Annotated in this window: 14 protein-coding genes, 1 tRNA gene and 2 pseudogenes; 15 read left to right on the top strand and 2 right to left on the bottom strand. The window is 58.8% G+C overall.

The genetic code is table 11. The features are described from left to right. Positions 1-11 precede the first annotated feature (11 nt). The 8 genes and pseudogenes from CGLAU_RS12305 (at position 12) to CGLAU_RS09895 (ending at position 9065) form a co-directional block, all read left to right on the top strand. A complete protein-coding gene (locus CGLAU_RS12305) occupies positions 12-242 on the top strand; it encodes a tautomerase family protein (RefSeq protein ID WP_157731350.1) in 231 nt (76 codons plus the stop codon). Next, positions 235-1176: a pseudouridine-5'-phosphate glycosidase gene (locus CGLAU_RS09935; RefSeq protein ID WP_095661164.1), complete on the top strand. Its 942-nt coding sequence runs from the start codon at positions 235-237 to the stop codon at positions 1174-1176. The genes CGLAU_RS12305 and CGLAU_RS09935 overlap by 8 nt, the downstream gene beginning before the upstream one ends. Further along, complete coding sequence (locus CGLAU_RS09930; protein ID WP_095660568.1) at positions 1161-2072, top strand: EamA family transporter; 912 nt, start codon at positions 1161-1163, stop codon at positions 2070-2072. Before CGLAU_RS09935 ends, CGLAU_RS09930 begins: the two co-directional genes overlap by 16 nt. Before the next feature lie 18 nt (positions 2073-2090). Then, the gene (locus tag CGLAU_RS09925) at positions 2091-2738 is read left to right on the top strand and encodes an NAD(P)-dependent oxidoreductase (RefSeq protein WP_095660567.1); all 648 of its coding nucleotides are present in this window, start codon (positions 2091-2093) and stop codon (positions 2736-2738) included. A 1031-nt stretch (positions 2739-3769) separates the two neighbouring features. Then, positions 3770-4834: pseudogene (locus CGLAU_RS09915) on the top strand (IS481 family transposase); the annotation flags it as partial. Between the two features lie 51 nt (positions 4835-4885). Further along, a pseudogene (locus CGLAU_RS12535) lies at positions 4886-5832 on the top strand (IS3 family transposase); the annotation flags it as partial. A gap of 326 nt (positions 5833-6158) precedes the next feature. Beyond that, entirely contained in the window at positions 6159-7508 is a 1350-nt protein-coding gene (locus CGLAU_RS09900) for an IS256 family transposase (RefSeq protein WP_095658980.1), read from the top strand. Between the two features lie 360 nt (positions 7509-7868). After that, positions 7869-9065 carry an IS481 family transposase gene (locus tag CGLAU_RS09895; RefSeq protein WP_095660563.1) on the top strand — a complete coding sequence of 399 codons (1197 nt, stop codon included), beginning with the start codon at positions 7869-7871 and terminating at the stop codon, positions 9063-9065. 91 nt (positions 9066-9156) lie between these two features. Here the strand turns inward: CGLAU_RS09895 and CGLAU_RS09890 are convergent. Beyond that, a tRNA-Arg gene (locus tag CGLAU_RS09890) sits at positions 9157-9233 on the bottom strand. A gap of 78 nt (positions 9234-9311) precedes the next feature. Between CGLAU_RS09890 and CGLAU_RS09885 the strand changes: the two genes are divergently transcribed. The 5 genes from CGLAU_RS09885 to CGLAU_RS09865 all read left to right on the top strand — a co-directional run bounded on the left by CGLAU_RS09885 (position 9312) and on the right by CGLAU_RS09865 (position 14937). Next, complete coding sequence (locus CGLAU_RS09885; RefSeq protein WP_095660562.1) at positions 9312-11285, top strand: bifunctional copper resistance protein CopD/cytochrome c oxidase assembly protein; 1974 nt, start codon at positions 9312-9314, stop codon at positions 11283-11285. A gap of 176 nt (positions 11286-11461) precedes the next feature. Next, complete coding sequence (locus CGLAU_RS09880; RefSeq protein ID WP_095660561.1) at positions 11462-12004, top strand: single-stranded DNA-binding protein; 543 nt, start codon at positions 11462-11464, stop codon at positions 12002-12004. Between the two features lie 109 nt (positions 12005-12113). Beyond that, positions 12114-13784: an energy-dependent translational throttle protein EttA gene (ettA, locus tag CGLAU_RS09875; protein ID WP_095660560.1), complete on the top strand. Its 1671-nt coding sequence runs from the start codon at positions 12114-12116 to the stop codon at positions 13782-13784. Between the two features lie 47 nt (positions 13785-13831). Further along, positions 13832-14287, top strand: a complete 456-nt coding sequence (locus CGLAU_RS09870) for an acyl-CoA thioesterase (RefSeq protein WP_095660559.1) — start codon at positions 13832-13834, stop codon at positions 14285-14287. Further along, positions 14287-14937, top strand: a complete 651-nt coding sequence (locus CGLAU_RS09865) for a hypothetical protein (RefSeq protein ID WP_095660558.1) — start codon at positions 14287-14289, stop codon at positions 14935-14937. The genes CGLAU_RS09870 and CGLAU_RS09865 overlap by 1 nt, the downstream gene beginning before the upstream one ends. Here CGLAU_RS09865 and CGLAU_RS09860 read toward each other — a convergent pair. After that, a complete protein-coding gene (locus CGLAU_RS09860) occupies positions 14904-15302 on the bottom strand; it encodes a globin (RefSeq protein WP_095660557.1) in 399 nt (132 codons plus the stop codon). The two genes, CGLAU_RS09865 and CGLAU_RS09860, sit on opposite strands and share 34 nt — an antisense overlap. A 154-nt stretch (positions 15303-15456) precedes the next feature. On the opposite strand from CGLAU_RS09860, the gene CGLAU_RS09855 reads away from it, so the two are divergent. Further along, on the top strand, positions 15457-16614 hold the full coding sequence (locus CGLAU_RS09855; protein ID WP_095660556.1) for a cystathionine gamma-synthase: 1158 nt from the start codon (positions 15457-15459) through the stop codon (positions 16612-16614). Between the two features lie 134 nt (positions 16615-16748). Continuing rightward, positions 16749-17435, top strand: a complete 687-nt coding sequence (locus tag CGLAU_RS09850) for a GntR family transcriptional regulator (RefSeq protein WP_095660555.1) — start codon at positions 16749-16751, stop codon at positions 17433-17435. Positions 17436-17437 lie beyond the last annotated feature (2 nt).

The raw sequence follows: 17437 nt of genomic DNA, 5'->3' as shown, positions 1-17437 counted from the left end.
AGTTCTGACCTGTGCCACACGTTGAAATGTATTACTTCCAATCTCCTATAAGCAACGAGCAGAAAGACAGCTTTGGTCGTGAGTTGGCAGAGCTCATCGAGCGGTACTTCTCGGTTTCTTACAGGAAGGTGTCATTACACTTAGTGCCTGTGGACGGGAGCCGTTGGGGTGAAGAGGTAGTTGATCCGATCATCCTTCCCAACATTGATGAGCTGCAAGTGGTGGCTGATTATCTTGAATGAACTTCGAGTCTCTGTTTCAGATGAGGTGAGGAATGCCCTCGAGGAGGGAACTCCGATCCTAGGGTTGGAGTCTAATGTACTCTCGCACGGGTTGCCTTTCCCTAAGAACGTGGAGCTTCAGAGTGCCTGTGACGAAGCAATACGCTCACGCGGAGTGGTGCCCGCAATTACGTTTATTGACCGCGGTAAATTGTGCCTTGGGGCTACCGAAGCGGACCTAGAGCGCCTGACCACCGCGAACAACGTCGATAAAGTTACGTCCAGAGACATTGCCGTTCAACTGGTCCGTGGTAGCCTTGGTGCGACCTCAGTCAGCGCCTCACTAGCGATCTGTGAATTGGCAGGTGTGCCAATATTCGCCTCCGCAGGGCTTGGAGGTGTTCATCGAGACTACGCGACGACTATGGACATGTCGGGCGATTTGTACGAAATTGCACGTAGACGAGTAATAGTCGTGTCAGCCGGTGTCAAGAAGTTTCTCGACATACCTAAGACCGTCGAGGTGTTGGAGACGCTGAATATTCCAGCGGTCGGATTTCATACTTCAGAGTTTCCTGCTTTCTACTGCAAGTCTTCGGGTGTCAAGTTGGGTGCTCGGTTCGACAGGCTTGCTGATCTCGCCAAAGCGGCTCGCAACCACATCGAACTTGATCTAGGTAGTGGGTTCTTGGCGCTAGTCTCACCCAGCGACGAAATCGCCCTTGACCATGAATTGGTGGAGTCGGCAGTCCAGCAGGCACTTGCGAGAGCTCACGCCGAAAATGTGCGAGGAAAGGACATAACTAAATATGTAATGCGCTTCATCGACGAAAAGACGAATATGCGATCGAGAGATGCAAATTTCGAGGTTATGGTTGAGGTAGTGAGCAGGGGGGGCGGAATTAGCGGTGGCACTTTCAAAGGAGAGGGAAAGGTAGTATGGGAGCGTCGATAGAAAAACCGACGGAAAATTGGCGCTGGGTAGTGTTATCGGCTTCTGCCCCGGCGGTATGGGGTACTACTTATATCGTCACAACTCAGTTCTTGCCCCCAGGATACCCTATCTGGTCTAGCGTTTTGCGCGCGTTACCGGCAGGGATAATTGGCCTTTTAATATGTAAGCAGCTTCCTCGAGGCGAATGGATCTGGCGATCCTTAATTATGGCGATCCTTAACATTGGGTTGTGGTTCCCCCTGCTATTCGTAGCGGCTTACCGGCTGCCAGGGGGAATGGCATCAGTTTTATCCGCATGTCAGCCTCTTTTCGTTATCGCATTCGCATGGGTCTTGTTGTATCAAAGCCCAAGCATCTGGCGTGTCGCATGGGCAATCGCTGGAGTGGTCGGAGTTGCTGTAATGGTGCTTGCATCGGACTCTATCTTTGACCCGTTAGGTATAACCGCAGGTATTCTTGGAACCGTATCCATGGCGCTCGGAATCGTAATGACCAAAAAATGGCAGCGCCCTACTGACGGTTTCACCTGGGCAGCTTGGTTGCTAGCGTGGGGTGGGTTGTTGCAACTACCGATGGCTATCTTGTTTGAGGGTACGCCTCCACCTCAAGATTTGAGGAGTATACTTGGGTATGCATGGTTGTCAATCGCAGGAGGACTTTTGACCTATTGGGCTTGGTTTACAGGTCTGGGGAAAATATCTGCCGTGTCTGCAAGTTTCTTGCCATTGCTGTCTCCATTGGTGGCAACCTTGCTTGGCTACCTACTCCTAGACGAGTTGTTAACTCTCCCACAGTGGTTCGGTTTCCTTTTGTGTTTGACTGCCATCGTTTTGTCTCAGATCGCCCCGCCATGGGGAGCGGCCCAAACCTCGCTTAGGGGGGCAACGCGAAGATGAAAGCATGGTGAATCGAGAATGAAAGTACTGGTATTAGGAGCTAGTGGTCAGGTAGGATCTGTCCTGACAGAGGCCGCGCTGGAGCGAGGGCACATCGTTGTGGGAGTCACGCGTTCTAGCTCCTCTCGGATACTGGAGAAGTTGGGTGGCCAGCTAGTGAATGGTGATGCTTACGATGCGGAATTCCTAACTGGGATAATTAACTCCTTTAAACCGGACGTTGTTGTCAGCGCGACACGGCCGTCAAAGGGGCGGGAGGCGGAGCTCGTGAGAGGCACGCTGTCTGTTGCGAGTGTTTGCGCCGAAAAGGGCGTCTGGCTCGTGGTTAGTGGGGGCGCCGGAGCTCTGCCCGTGTCGGATGAGCCTAACGCTGAGCGCGTGGTGGATTCGGGCTACGTCGAGGACGCTTGGCGCGATATAGCAAGAGCTTCAGCGGATCAGTTCGACGCCTTAGTGGACATCTTTCCACGGGGAAGATGGACATATGTGGCTCCACCCTCCCGCCTAGTCGAAGGGGAGCGGGTAGGTAGGGTGCGTAAGTCTAATACAGCGCTGGTTTCTAATGAACAGGGGGTATCGGAATTGACGTGGTTGGACTATGCGGGTCTCATCTTGGAAGAGGTCGAGAAGCCTTCGGGGGAGCGGTTGGTCACCGGGGGTTACTAGTGGCTAAAACGCTAATCTGCCGTAATTGCGGAGTGGAGAATTTTGAAGCTGTAGAGAGCGGACAGCTCTGGTGTCCCGTCTGTGAGGACCCTCGGCAGTACCGGGATCCAGAAGGTCAAGTATGGCTGGACCCGACCAGCCTAACCGACGTTAAAGTAAAAGTTAAAAAGATTGCGTCCGACGCATTCTCAATGACTACCTGCCCGAAGATCGGGATTGGACATACATCTTATTTGCTAAAGAGCCAGGACCAGTGGCTTCTGTGGGATCCATTGCCTGTCGTCCTCGACCCTGTTGAGGCCCTGATAGAAACAGGCGAGAATCTTAGCCCTCTGACGATAGCCGCTAGTCACCCTCACATGTATGGGGCACAGAGTCATTGGGCCGACTCGTATGGTGGTCGCGTTCTCGTCAATCAAATGGACGAGGAATGGGCGCATACTAAAAGTGTACCCTCGGTATTCTGGAAAGACGATCTGCAGATTGATTTGAGGTCGCGCTTAGTCCAGTTAGGAGGACACTTCCCCGGCTCGAGCGTGCTTGTATGGAGGAGGTCGGCAACTGAAAGCTGGCTTTTCTCATCAGACACAGCCCAAATTAGGCCAAACGAACGTTTTGCTTTCATGTGGAGCTACCCCAACTTGCTTCCACTGAACTCTACTGAGGTTGAGCGCATGGTAAAACGCTATCCCACCACCGGGGCGATCAAAGCACTCGACAACTTCGGGCGAACCTTGAAAGGGAATGTGGATTCCATCTTCAAAGTTTCGGCGCAAGCACATATCAAACGGCTTGGTGGGACGCATTCCTGACAATCCCATTGAAACAGGCCCATATTGTAATCCGCTGCAGCTTGTGCCTGGAGCAATGGTAATGATGGTTGACAGGTGAGTCGCGGCATGATTGACACTTAGGGGCGGGAAAGTACTCGGGGTGATGGTTGACACCTCAGTCGCGACATGATTGACACGTTCAGCTGCCCCAGCAAGGCGCGGTACGACGCTGGTATTCAGTCGGGACATGGTTGACAAATGGACAGCCCGAATCGCAACCTCGCCATCGTCAAAGCTGTGCGCGACCAAGGCGAACCTGTCGCCAAGGTCGCCAAACGCTTCGGCATCTCACGCCAACGCGTCTACAAGATCGTGTCCGATTTCGATGCAGGCGGCCCAGAGGCCATCGCCCCGAAATCCCGCGCCCCGCACACCCACCCACAGGCTGTGCCTGAAACGCTGCGCAAACACATCATCGACATGCGCAAACAGCTCACCAGGGCCGGTTTCGACGCAGGCCCAGACACCGTTGCTTTCCATCTGCAACGCCAAGGCATGCGCGTTCCGTCAACATCAACGATCCGCCGAATCATCACCGATGCCGGCTTGGTCAGCCCGCAACCGCAAAAGAAACCACGTAGCTCCTACATCAGATTTGAAGCCGCGCTACCGAACGAATGCTGGCAAGCCGACATCACCCACGCGTTTCTTTTAGACGGCACACGCGTAGAAATCCTCGACTTCATCGACGGTCACTCCCGCTACCTACCGTCAATCACCGCACAACCAGCATTTACAGGCGCAGCCGTGGCAGCGCAGCTGCAATACCTCATCGACACCTACGGCCCACCAGCATCAACCCTCACCGACAACGGGATGGTGTTCACCGCACGTCTCGCCGGACGCAAAGGAGGCAGAAACGCCTTCGAAAAACTCCTCAACCACCACCGCATCCAATAGAAAAACGGCCGCCCAGGCCACCCGCAAACCCAAGGCAAAATCGAGCGGTTTCACCAAACACTCAAACACTGGCTCAATGCCCGACCACCAACAGAAACCGTCTACCAACTCCAACACCAATTCGACGAATTCGCCGACTACTACAACACCCAACGCCCCCACCGATCACTCAACCGCCGCACGCCCGAGCAGGCCTACACCACAGGAGTAAAAGCCGCACCCAACGACAACCCACAAGAAGAATGGCGCGTCCGCCACGAAACCGTCGCCACCAACGGAAAAGTCACCATCCGCTACGCCGGAAGGATCTACCACCTAGGAATCGGACGAGCCTACAGAGGCGAAAAAGTACTCATGATCATCATGAAGCGTCCTGGGTTTAGCTCCGATCGTTTCTAGAGAAGGATGGGGATCATGCCTAGGAAGTACAGTGACGAGTTCAAAGACAAGGCGGTGCGCCTCGCTGAGGAACTCGTTGAGCTTGAGGGGTGCTCAAAGTGGGCTGCGGCCGAAGAGATCGGTGAGAAGCTTGGCGTCTCGGCGCACACGCTTAATCACTGGTTGAAACCTCGAATATCTGCCTTCGATGCTCAGGGCAGCACCGACGAGTCAGTAGAGGATGAACTGAAGCGTCTGCGGCGGGAAAATAACGAGCTGCGCAGGGCTAACGAGATTTTGAAGACAGCGTCAGCTTTTTTCGCAGCGGAACTCGCCCGTCCCACCAGAAGATGATCGAATACATCGACACGTATCGCGATCGCTTCGGGGTCGAGGCCATTTGTCGCACGTTGAGGCAGACAGAGTGTGGGTTTATCACTTCTCGTGGCTACCGGGCAGCGAAAACACGAGCCCCGTCAGCCAGGAGCTTGTCAGACGCGCTGCTCATCCCCGAACTTGTGAAGGTCTACGAGGACAACTTCAGCGTCTACGGCGTGCGGAAGATGTGGAAGGCCATGCAGCGCGCCGGCTGGGATATCGGTCGTGATCAAACCGCACGGTTGATGAAACTCGCCGGCATCCAAGGCCGCAGGCGTGGCCGCACTCCGATCACGACACTTCGGACTGACGTCGCTGATTGCCGTCCCGATTTGGTCAATCGTGACTTCACTGCGTGCGCACCGCACCGGTTGTGGGTTGCTGACATCACCTATGTGCGTACCCTGTCGGGCTTTGCTTATACCGCGTTCATCACCGATGTGTATTCGCGCAAGATTGTCGGTGTCGCGACCCGGGCGAGTATGCACACCGATGAACTGCCGCTAGAGGCGTTTGAGCACGCGCTGTATCACGCGGGTGATCTTCGCGCTGAAGGGCTTGTCCACCACAGTGATCGTGGTTCGCAGTATGTGTCGATCCGCTACGGTTGTCTGGTTCCATGACATCGTTCCGCATGTCTCATGAGATCGTTCCGGTCTGTCTAGGCGGTATGTCTCACCACATCGTTCCGGTGGGCAACCCGTGCCCGGAAACCGTCCCGCGGCGGTGTGAACTGATGTCTCGAGACATCGTTCCGGCTCCGGACAATCCTTGCGCATGCGAAGCGCCTAAACAGATGGATTCGGCCCCGTGGCAGATGCGTCACGTTCATGGGCCGTCAATCGCTAGATCCATTGGGACCGTCTGAACGAAGCTGAGGGTGTCAGGAGTTTTGTGTGTGAGGCTCTGATCTGAAGGAGTTTCACCGATAATGACTACGGTGTCACCGAAGAAAAGCCATGACCCGGCCAGGGTCAATGAGATCAGCGAGAAGCTGATGGATAACCCCGAGCTCGCCAAGCTCATCGGGGAGCTGTCCACCTCCACCGACGATGCCAGCGAGCTGGTCAAGGGGCTTTTACAGGCCTCGATCAATGCCGGTCTACAGGCGGAGATGGATGCCCATTTGGGCTATGAGCACTCTGACCGCAAAGCCAAAGCTGAGGTTGACACCCGCGGTGAGGATAACCACCGCAACGGGTCGTATACCAAGACCGTCGACTCTGGCTACGGCCCGCTGGAAGTAACCATGCCAAGGGATCGGGCGGGGACGTTTGCCCCGCAGATGGTGCCAAAGGGGGCCCGCAGGCTCACTGAGCTTGATGACATGATCATTTCCCTGTATGCGGGCGGGATGACAGTGCGAGACATCCAGCACCACCTCGCAACCACCCTCGGGGTGGACATGAGCCCCGATACGATCAGCACGATCACCGACGCGGTACTCGATGAGGTGATGATGTGGCAGAACCGACAGCTCGAAGAGTTCTACCCGGTGATCTTTCTCGACGCATTGCGGATCAAGATCCGCGATGGTAACCGCGTGGTCAACAAGTCCTGCTACATGGCCGTTGGTGTCGACATGGACGGCATCAAACACATCCTTGGGTTGTGGATCGCCGGTAACGAAGGTGCCGCATTCTGGGCGTCCGTGTGCGCTGACCTTGCCAACCGTGGGGTCCAAGACGTGTTCATCGTCTGCTGCGACGGGCTCAAAGGCTTACCCGATGCGGTGGAGGCAACCTGGCCGAACTCGATGGTGCAAACCTGTATCGTGCACCTGATTCGGGCTGCGAACAGGTGGGTGTCCTACCAAGACCGCAAACCCGTATCGAGTGCGTTACGGGAGGTCTACACCGCACCGAACGAGGACACCGCCCGCGCCGCCCTGGACGCGTTCGAAGCCTCTGAGCTAGGGCGCCGCTACCCGCAGTCGGTGAAGGTGTGGCGTGATGCGTGGGAGCAGTTCGTGCCGTTTTTGCAGTTCCCGCCAGCGGCCCGGAGGGTGCTCTACACCACGAACGCGATCGAATCGCTCAATGCTGAACTGCGCAAAGCTACCCGCAACCGGGGCCAGTTCCCGAACGACACCGCGGCGCTGAAGACGCTGTGGTTGATGATTTGCAACATCGAAGACAAACGCGCCGCCCAGCGGGCGAAGAAGGCAAAACGGGCAATCGAATGCAACGGCTATATTGAAGGGGCGAAAGCCACCGGGTGGAAACAAGCCATCAACCAACTAGCCGTGGCATACCCCGACCGATTCGCGGACTACCTGTAAACCAAGCCCCCGCACACAAACAATCGGACACCCTCAACGAAGCTGCTCTGGCCCAATGCCGGGCACGTTCAAGGACCGCAGGAGGACCAATGCCAGGGCGGCCGATCTCCCCATCTGAAAGCCGCACCCAACCCACTCCGGGGCACCCAAAAATGACGAAATCTCGAGACACGACCGGAACGATGTCTCAAGACAACACATGGCGCCCCCAGCAGTGTCTAGGTTCATGACATATTTGACACCTTGTTCCAGCGGCGATGGTCCTGATGCTTGACAGGTGAGTCGGGACATTCTTGACACTTAGGCCGACCTTAACTTGATGAGTGATGCTTGACAGGTGAGTCGGGACATGTTTGACAGATGAACAGTCCCAACCGCAATCTCGCCATCGTTCGTGCAGTGCGCGACCAGAAACAAAAAGTTGCCGCGGTGGCGAAACGCTTCGGTGTCAGCCGCCAGCGTGTGTATCAAATCCTCGCCGACTACGATGCCGGCGGCGATGCCGCCGTCGCCCCGAAATCTCGGGCCCCGCACACGCACCCGCAAGCGGTTCCAGAAGCACTGCGCAACGACATCATCGATATGCGCAAACAGCTCACCCGCCATGGCCTTGATGCGGGACCGGAAACTATTGCCTACCACTTAGCCGCGCAGGGCAAACGGGTGCCGTCAACCTCAACAATCAGACGGATCCTCACCGATGCCGGTTTGGTGACCCCAGAGCCGAAGAAGCGCCCCAAAAGCTCCTACATCCGCTTTGAGGCAGCGCTGTGCAACGAAATCTGGCAGGCCGACATCACCCACGTGTTCCTCGCTGACGGCACCCGAGTCGAAGTCCTCGACTTCATCGACGACCACTCCCGCTACCTGATGTCAATCACCGCCGCCGCGGCCTTCAGCGGGGCGGCAGTCGCTGCCGAATTGACCCGCCTCATCAGCACATACGGGCCGCCAGCATCAACGCTGACCGACAACGGGCTCGTCTTCACCGCCCGCTTGGCCGGGCGAAAAGGCGGCAGGAACGCCTTCGAGAAAGTGCTCACCGCCAACCGTATCCAGCAAAAGAATGGTCGCCCCGGACATCCCCAAACCCAAGGCAAAATCGAACGCTTCCACCAGACACTCAAGAAATGGCTCGCCGCCAGATCACCAGCGCCCACCATCAACGAGCTGCAGCACCTCCTCGACGAATTCGCTGATTACTACAACACCCAACGCCCCCACCGCGCACTCGGCAGACGTACCCCAGCGCAGGTCTACACCACTGGGGCCAAAGCCAGCCCACGCGACAACCCCAAAGAAGAATGGCGAATCAGAAACGACACCGTATGCACTAACGGCAAAACCACCGTCCGCTACGCCGGAAAACTCTTCCACCTCGGCATCGGACGCGCATACGCCAGCAAGAAAATCCTCATGGTCATCACCGACAAACACATCATCACGTCATTGGCCGACACCGGCGAAGTCATCACAGAGCACTACATCGACACCAGTCGCGACTACCAAAAGCCCTACTGGAAAACAGGAGACCCACCCCTCAACCCCCACCAATGACAAAACCGGCACCCCAGAAAACCAAAAACCGAGGCACCGGTTTGTCCACCATGTCGCGACTCATCTGTCAAGCATGTCGCGACTCAGGACATGGCGCCCCCAGCAGGACTCGAACCCGCGACACACCGGGTAGAAGCCGGTTGCTCTAATCCACTGAGCTATGGAGGCAGTGGGTGAAAAACCCAGCCAGCATTGTAGCGCAGCGCGAGTTATGGCTTGTAACCGTGCGAAAGTAGGGTGAAAGGCATGCAAGAGAAGCGGGCTGTGAAAGCGGCGTGGCCGTTCTACCTCGCGGCTGTGCTTGTCGCGGCGGTCATTGCGGGGGCGGTCGCTCAGTCGTTTGTGGGGGAGTCGTTAGCCGTCTTGGGCATCCCAGATCCGGGCTGGCCGACCACGTTCGGCCTACCGGCGCTGCGCGGGGCCGGCTGGATGCTCGCCGCGCTTGCGGTTGGCTCATTCCTCTTTTCCGCGTTTCTCATCCCCCCGCGCATGGTCGGGCAGGACCTGAACGGCGCGCCACTGACTGTCGACGGCCACATCGCTTCGCGTACCGGCGCGTGGGCGTCGGCTGGACTTGCGCTAGTCGGCATTGTCATGATCCCGCTCGTGCTTTCCGACGTCTCCGGCGAACCGTTGGCCAACGTCATCTTCGAAGCCAATGCGTGGTCAACCGCAATCGAGCAAGTCCAGGAATCGCAAGTCTGGCTCATCGTTGCCGCGATCGCCGCTGTCGTGGCCGCGGCCGGTTTTGTTGCTAGCACGTGGTGGCCGCAGGTTGCGCTGCTCATCGGTGCGGTCATCGCGATCATGCCGTTGGCGCTCACCGGGCACTCCGCTACCGGTGGTAATCACGACTACGGCACGAACTCGTTCATTTGGCACCTGACATTCATGCTCGTTTGGGTGGGCGCGCTGATGGCGCTAGTCGCACACGGGCGCAGGCTCGGACCGAACCTGGAACCGGCGGTGCGCCGCTACTCCAATATCGCGCTCTTCGCGTTCCTCGCCATGCTTGTCTCGGGACTGATCAACGGGGCAATCCGCATCCAGCTGACCGAACTCACCGACTATGACTATGGCTGGGTACTCATTGCGAAGGCTGTTGGACTCCTCGCGCTAGGCGTGCTCGGTTACTGGCACCGGCAGCGCACCATCCCTGCGCTGAGCAAAGACCCGAAGGCATTCACCCGCCTCGCCGCCGTCGAGGTGATTGTCATGGCTGCCGTCACCGGCCTCGCCGCCACCCTCGGCCGCACCCCGCCGCCCCCGCCGCGCGATCCCAATCTCACGCAGATGCAGGTGCAGATGGGTTACAACCTGGCGGAGCCGGTGACGTGGGGCAACTGGTTCACCCTGTGGCGCTTTGAATTGCTATTCAGCGTCATTGCCATTCTGCTGGCTGCCTTTTATCTGCACCTCGCACGGCGCGTCGAAGGGTGGCAAGTTTCTCGCACGGTGTGGTGGTTGCTTGGCTGCGGCGCAATCGTCGTCACGCTCTCTTCCCGCCTCGGCATGCACATGCCTGCGGCCTATTCCGCGCACATGGCCGTGCATATGATCCTGTCGATGGGCGTGCCGGTCCTCTTGGTGCTCGGCGCTCCACTGACCCTGGTGCGCGCCGCATACCCCGCCGGCGAGTTCAATCCGCGGCAATGGGTGGAAAGTTTCCAGCGGTCGACGTTCCTGCGCGTGGTCACCTACCCGCCGGTGAGCCTGATTCAGTTCATCTTCTTCTTCTACGCGCTGTACCTTTTTATTCCGCTGTATGAGCTGATGATTTCAGAGCACGCCGGTCATGTCATCATGAACGCGGTGTTTTTGGTTTCCGGGTACTTTTACTTCTGGGAGCTCATCGGACCCGACGAAATTCCGCAGCGCGCCGACGCGAAGATCCGCCTTGCATGGTTGTGGATCTCCATGCCAGTCCACCTCTTCATGGGTGTGTACCTTATGCAGCTCAACATCGTGCTCGCAGAGGACTTTTACCAGGCGCTCCAGTTGCCGTGGCAGCCGGACTTGCTTGCGGATCAGAAAGTCGGCGGCGGTATCGCGTGGGCCACTGGTTCGTTCCCGCTGGTCATCGTCTTCGGCGTGTTGTTTAGGCAATGGCTGCTGGACGATCGTGCAGAGACCGCCGAGGTGGATCGCCGAGCTGAGGAAACCGACGACGAAGAGTGGCGCCGTTACAACGAGATGCTCGCGCAATATAACCAGTCTTAGCTGCGCGAAATCGCTCACCTGTGGAGAGCAAAAAAGTTGCACACAGGCCAAATCGACGCTTCCTTTACCTTTCGTTTGTTTCGTGCCATGCTGCAGGTGCTGGGGGAGCAAGTTGCTTATCGACGGCACCCCTGCCCCGGCCCACCACGTAAACCTGAGCGAAAGGCCTACTTCCTATGTCCGCCACCATCGTCACTATTCACGGCAATCTCGTCTCGCAGCCGGAGTACTTGCGCGTCGGTCCGCAGGATCGGCAGCTGACCAAACTCCGGATCGCATCCTCGCGTCGCAGACCCACCGGAGTCCAGGATGAACACGGCTCCGAGATCTGGGAAGACGTTGACAACCTCTACATCGACGCGGAGTGCTGGGGATCACTGGCCAACAATTGCCGCGTCTCCCTGTTCAAAGGCGCCCCCGTTTCTGTCACCGGCAAGCTGGTCACCAAGACCTGGTCCGAGGAGGGGGTGGATGAAACCGGGAAGCCGGTGACCCAGACCCGCTCCAAGATCATGCTGAAAGCCACACAGGTTTCTTTTGATCTGTCGAACTACCAGGTCCTGCACTCCGCGCGAGCTTTGCGCGAGGAACTGCAAGCGCAATCGGCGGATGATCTGGTCGCTAGACAGGATGGGCCCGCGTTCGCGGAAACCCGCATCAGCGCGGAGGATGTGGTGACGTTTGACGATGTGAAGGAAGATGCCGCTGCCCCGTTCTAGTTCATGGATCCGCCCCTGCGCAGTCCCCTGAATGCCCCTGGGTGAGGCGGGGGTGGGTGATGTACCCTGTGAAGCGTCTTTCAACTCGCATAACCCAAGGGGATTACACGTGGCTGAGTTCATCTACACGATGAAGAATGTCCGCCGTGCTATCGGTGACAAGGTCATTTTGGACAATGTCACCATGGCCTTCTACCCGGGCGCCAAGATCGGTGTCGTGGGTCCGAATGGCGCAGGTAAGTCGTCGCTGCTGAAAATCATGGCGGGCATCGACCAGCCGAACAACGGCGAGGCTTTCCTCCAGCCGGGCGCATCGGTGGGCATCCTGCTCCAGGAGCCGCCGCTGAACGAGGAGAAGACGGTTCGCGAGAACGTCGAAGAGGGCCTGGGCGACATTTTTGCCAAGAAGCAGCGCTTCGAGGAGATCGCCGAGGAGATGGCCACCAACTACTCCGACGAGCTGATGGAGGAGATGGGCAAGCTCCAGGAGGAGCTCGACGCCGCCGACGCGTGGGAGGTCGACTCCAAGATTGAGCAGGCGATGGAAGCGCTGCGCTGCCCGCCGTCTGAAGAGCCGGTCACCCACCTCTCCGGTGGTGAGCGTCGCCGTGTGGCGCTGGCAAAGCTCTTGCTCTCCGAGCCGGACCTGCTCCTCCTCGACGAGCCGACCAACCACCTCGATGCCGAGAGTGTCCTCTGGCTGGAGAAGCATCTCCAGTCCTACCCGGGTGCAGTGTTGGCAATTACTCACGACCGCTACTTCCTGGACAACGTTGCGGAGTGGATCTGTGAGGTCGATCGCGGGAAGCTCTACCCGTACGAGGGCAACTACTCCACCTACCTGGAGAAGAAGGCCGAGCGTCTTGAAGTCGCCGGCAAGAAGGATCAGAAGCTGCAGAAGCGTCTGAAGAATGAGCTTGAGTGGGTGCGTTCTTCGCCGAAGGCGCGCCAGGCGAAGAACAAGGCGCGTCTGGAGCGTTACGAAGAGATGGCAGCCGAGGCGGAGCAGTACAAGAAGCTCGACTTTGAAGAGATTCAGATTCCGACCCCGCCGCGCTTGGGCAACAAGGTTGTTGAGGTTGACAGCCTGGACAAGGGTTTCGACGGTCGCGTGCTGATCAAGGATCTCTCCTTCACGCTGCCGCGCAACGGCATCGTCGGTGTCATCGGCCCGAACGGTGTGGGTAAGACCACCCTGTTCAAGACGATCGTCGGTCTCGAGCAGCCGGACGGCGGCTCCGTTGATGTTGGTGAGACCGTGCAGTTGAGCTACGTGGACCAGAACCGCGCGAACATCGACCCGGAAAAGACTGTGTGGGAAGTGGTTTCCGATGGTCTGGACTACATCCACGTCGGCCAAAACGAAATGCCGTCGCGTGCCTACCTGTCCGCGTTCGGGTTCAAGGGCCCGGACCAGCAGAAGCCGTCGAAGGTGCTCTCTGGTGGTGAGCGCAACCGCCTAAACCTCGCGCTGACCCTGAAGCAGGGCGGCAACCTGATCCTGCTTGATGAGCCGACCAATGATCTTGACGTGGAAACCCTGGGCTCGTTGGAAAACGCGCTGCAAAACTTCCCGGGTTGCGCAGTGGTCATTTCGCACGACCGCTGGTTCCTGGACCGCACCTGCACGCACATCCTCGCCTGGGAGGGCAACATCGAAGAGGGCAAGTGGTTCTGGTTCGAGGGCAACTTCGGTGACTACGAGAAGAACAAGGTTGAGCGCCTCGGTGAGGAGGCTGCGAAGCCTTCGCGCGTCACGCACCGCAAGCTCACGCGCTAGGGTTGGGCGCAGGGTAATTCAAATCTCAACCAAAAGGTGTGAAAGCAATGGCTGACCAGGCTGTCCGTGACTCTCAGGAGCTCGCCGGCAACGTCCACGTTCACAACATCCCTCTGCGGTGGAACGATTTTGACCGCTATGGCCACGTCACGAACTCCGCCTATATAGAGCTCGCGCAGGAGGCCCGCCTCGCTTTCGCGCAGGAGAACTTCTACTCCCGCGGCCACGAGTTCGTCGTTTTTGTCCGCCACCTCGAAGCGGATTACCTGCGTCCGCTGTTGCCAAACACGGTGACCGCGACGGTGGAGACGCAGGTGGTGCGCGTGGGCAACACCTCTTTCACCACCCGCCAGGAGATCAAGGATGCCCAAGGGCGCGTGTGCTGCGTGATCGAGTGTGTGCAGGTGACGGTGGATAACGCCACGACCTCGCCGCGAGAGATCACGACCAAAGAAATTGGCATCCTGTCCCAGTCCGCGGCATCGAGCGCTCTCGAGGGGTAGTGGAAACCCTTACTGTTACCCAGGGCGAGCGCGGATTGACCACGCTCCTGGGCCGCGCACTGGGGCTTGACCAGGCAGCACTAGCTCGTTTTTCGCTTGTCGACGACCATGTGGTCGACGTCTTTGTCACCACTCCGTTCGATTGTCTGGCCGCCCGCAGGGTGTCGGGCAGCGCCTCGCGCGACGGTGCGGTCGTGGCGGCCAATGACCTCCTGAACGCGCTCCGGGACGCTGGCGACTCCGGTGCCGCAGACGCGAGCCGCGAGGTCGGAAAAGCCCGCGACATGATGTGGCCCGGCGCGCTGCCACCCGCTACTGGTTTCGTCGAGCGCGACATAGTGCCGGTTGGTGTGGCCCGCCGGCTCGCCGACGAGGGACGCAACCTCGCGCGGCAGTTTTCTGGCCCAGCCGGCCCGCCGAGGTCGCTGCTCGACGGCATCGTCATGACAGCCGACGCGGATTCCGCCGCCCCTGTCGAGATCCCCATGCGGATGATCTTCGCGTGCACCGCGCTGGGTCTCATTCCCGGGTTTGAAGCACCCGCAGAGATCCCACGCCACCTCCGCGTTGCTACCGCAGGCAGCTGGGTGCGCCTCGACGCACCCTACGGTTCGATCTACCGCAATGTGGGTCGGTTAATCATCATGTAGGCCACGCGCTGCATGTGGTTCCATAGCTGGTCTCGGTAGACGGGGAGCAATTCCTCGTCGCTGAACTGGTCCAACGAGTTGTGCATCAGATCCAGCCAGCGATCCGCCTCGGCCTCACCGATGGAGAACGGAAAGTGGCGCCGCCGCAGCATCGGGTTGCCGCGCTGCTCCTGATACATGCGCGGCCCACCCCAGTACTGGGATAAAAACCAGCGCAGGCGATCCTCCGCGCCTTCCCAATCATCTTCCGGGTACATCGGCCCGATCAGGTCATCGGTTTTGATTTGCGCGTAGAAACCGGCGACGAGTTTTTGGAAGAATTCTTCGCCGCCCACGGCGTCGTAAAGCGAAAGCTCCTGATCCACGGTGCGTAACCTCCTGTCTCTACCGTGCACGATACTCAGCTGGGGAATGGTGTTGTGATCGCGGTCTGCATATAAATCGACCCGCAACGGCAACGCCCTGAACCGCTTGGTCTAGTATCCGGTTCAGACGTACCTCAGTTGCAAAGGAGAAGGCATGACCGCACAGTCGCACAACGGCGTATCTACGCAGGCAATCCACGCTGGGTATGAGCCAGATGGTCTGTACGGTTCGATCAATACCCCGATCTACGCTTCCACCACTTTCGCCCAAGACGGCCTGGCTACCTTGCGTGGCGGCTACGAGTACACCCGTGTGGGCAACCCGACCATCACCGCGCTGGAGAAGACACTGGCCGCACTCGAGGGGGCGGACTTCGGTGTTGCGTTTGCGTCCGGCATGGCTGCGGTGGACACGGTGCTGCGCGTGCTGCTCAAGCCGGGCGACCACATCGTGATCGGCAACGACGCGTACGGCGGCACCTACCGCCTGATCCAGCAGGTGTTCACGCTGTGGGGTGTGGAAAACACCGTCGTGGACATCACTGACGTTGACGCGGTGGCCGCTGCTGTGCAGGACAACACCAAGGTCATCTGGGTGGAAAGCCCGACCAACCCGTTGCTGTCTATCGCTGACATCGCCGCGATTTCTCACGTCAAGCAGCATGCGGCGCTGGTGGTGGACAACACGTTTGCCTCGCCGTACCTGCAGAAGCCGTTCGAGCTGGGTGCGGATGTCGTCCTCCACTCCACCACGAAATACGTCGGTGGTCACTCCGACGTCGTTGGGGGAGTGGTGTGCGGCAAGGACTCGCTTATCGACGGCTTCGAGGACCAGCTGCGCTTCTTCTTCGGCTGGGTCGGCTCGATCCCGTCTCCGTTCGACACGTACCTGACTGCCCGCGGCTTGAAGACGCTGCCGGTGCGCATGGAGCGCCACTGCGACAACGCCGAGGCTGTCGCGGAGTTCCTCGGTCAGCAGGATGAGGTTGCGAAAGTGCTTTACCCGGGGTTGGAGTCGCATCCCGGCCACGAGGTGGCCAAGCGGCAGATGCGGCGCTTCGGCGGCATGGTTTCCGTGCTTTTCCGCACGGAGGAGCAGGCAAAACAGTTCTGCTTGAGCACGAAGCTTTTCTGCCTCGCGGAATCGCTGGGCGGCGTGGAGAGCCTGGTGGAGCACCCGGCAACTATGACGCACGTCAGCGTCACCGGGTCCGCGCTCGAGGTGCCCCCGGAATTGGTCCGCATCTCGGTGGGCATCGAGGATGCCGACGATCTCATTGCGGACCTTCGGCAGGCGTTTGCCGCGATTTAGTGGAAACTTAACCTATCCTTACCCCCATATGTAGGGGGAAAGCGAAATTTTTGTGCGAGGTTCCCAAATCATTCACTAGTGTTTATGCAAAAGTTGCATTCAAAACATTTAGGGACTCTTTGGGGGTCAGAAAAATGACTACTCAGTTAGAAACACGCACAACTCCAAAGCGGCCGGCGTACATGGTCATTTCAGATCAGCTCCGGGCGAAGATCGAGGCGCAGGAACTCGTCGCTGGGGATCGCCTTCCGGCTGAGCGCGAGCTTGTGGATGAGTTCGGCGTCGCCCGCATGACGGTGCGCCACGCACTTGCACTGCTCCAGGATGAAGGCATCATCGAGCGCCGCCGCGGACGCACTGGCGGAACCTTCGTGCGTGAGCTGCCGCCTTTCGTGGATCTCAACTCGACGGAAGACATCGCAGTCCAGCTCTCCGCGCAGGATGTCGCGCTCAGCTCGACCGTGACCTCCTCCGGCACGATCAAAGCGCCCGCTGCAGTGGAGCTCGCATTCGACCTGGACAGCGGCACCGAGGTCTTCGCCATCGAGACCGTCTATGCGGTGCGCGGCTACCCGATCGCGTACGAGACCACCTATACCCTGCCCTCGCGCGACCCGCACGCATTCGCCGAGCTGCGCCGCCAGGACGTGATTGCCCCGGCACGCCCTTCCGAGCGCGAGCAGGCGCGCCTCTGCGTCACCGGCAACACCTTGCTGCAGCGCATCACCCGCCGCGTCTACGCGGGCGACACGTTGGTGTCTTTCAGCCAGATCTCGGTGCGCCCGGACGCGCTGCAGCTGCGCACTAGCGCGCTGAACTAAGC

Source organism: Corynebacterium glaucum (assembly GCF_002287505.1).
In the GTDB taxonomy this organism is placed as follows: Bacteria; Actinomycetota; Actinomycetes; order Mycobacteriales; family Mycobacteriaceae; genus Corynebacterium; species Corynebacterium glaucum.
This window is presented reverse-complemented; position numbering and strand designations above follow the sequence as displayed.

What these genes read in the sequence shown, in the direction of transcription:
- CGLAU_RS09930 (WP_095660568.1), top strand. Translation starts at nt 1,161, where the DNA reads ATGGGAGCGTCGATAGAAAAACCGACGGAAAATTGGCGCTGGGTAGTG.
- CGLAU_RS09925 (WP_095660567.1), top strand. Translation starts at nt 2,091, where the DNA reads ATGAAAGTACTGGTATTAGGAGCTAGTGGTCAGGTAGGATCTGTCCTG.
- CGLAU_RS09900 (WP_095658980.1), top strand. Translation starts at nt 6,159, where the DNA reads ATGACTACGGTGTCACCGAAGAAAAGCCATGACCCGGCCAGGGTCAAT.
- CGLAU_RS09895 (WP_095660563.1), top strand. Translation starts at nt 7,869, where the DNA reads ATGAACAGTCCCAACCGCAATCTCGCCATCGTTCGTGCAGTGCGCGAC.
- CGLAU_RS09885 (WP_095660562.1), top strand. Translation starts at nt 9,312, where the DNA reads ATGCAAGAGAAGCGGGCTGTGAAAGCGGCGTGGCCGTTCTACCTCGCG.
- CGLAU_RS09880 (WP_095660561.1), top strand. Translation starts at nt 11,462, where the DNA reads ATGTCCGCCACCATCGTCACTATTCACGGCAATCTCGTCTCGCAGCCG.
- CGLAU_RS09870 (WP_095660559.1), top strand. Translation starts at nt 13,832, where the DNA reads ATGGCTGACCAGGCTGTCCGTGACTCTCAGGAGCTCGCCGGCAACGTC.
- CGLAU_RS09855 (WP_095660556.1), top strand. Translation starts at nt 15,457, where the DNA reads ATGACCGCACAGTCGCACAACGGCGTATCTACGCAGGCAATCCACGCT.
- CGLAU_RS09850 (WP_095660555.1), top strand. Translation starts at nt 16,749, where the DNA reads ATGACTACTCAGTTAGAAACACGCACAACTCCAAAGCGGCCGGCGTAC.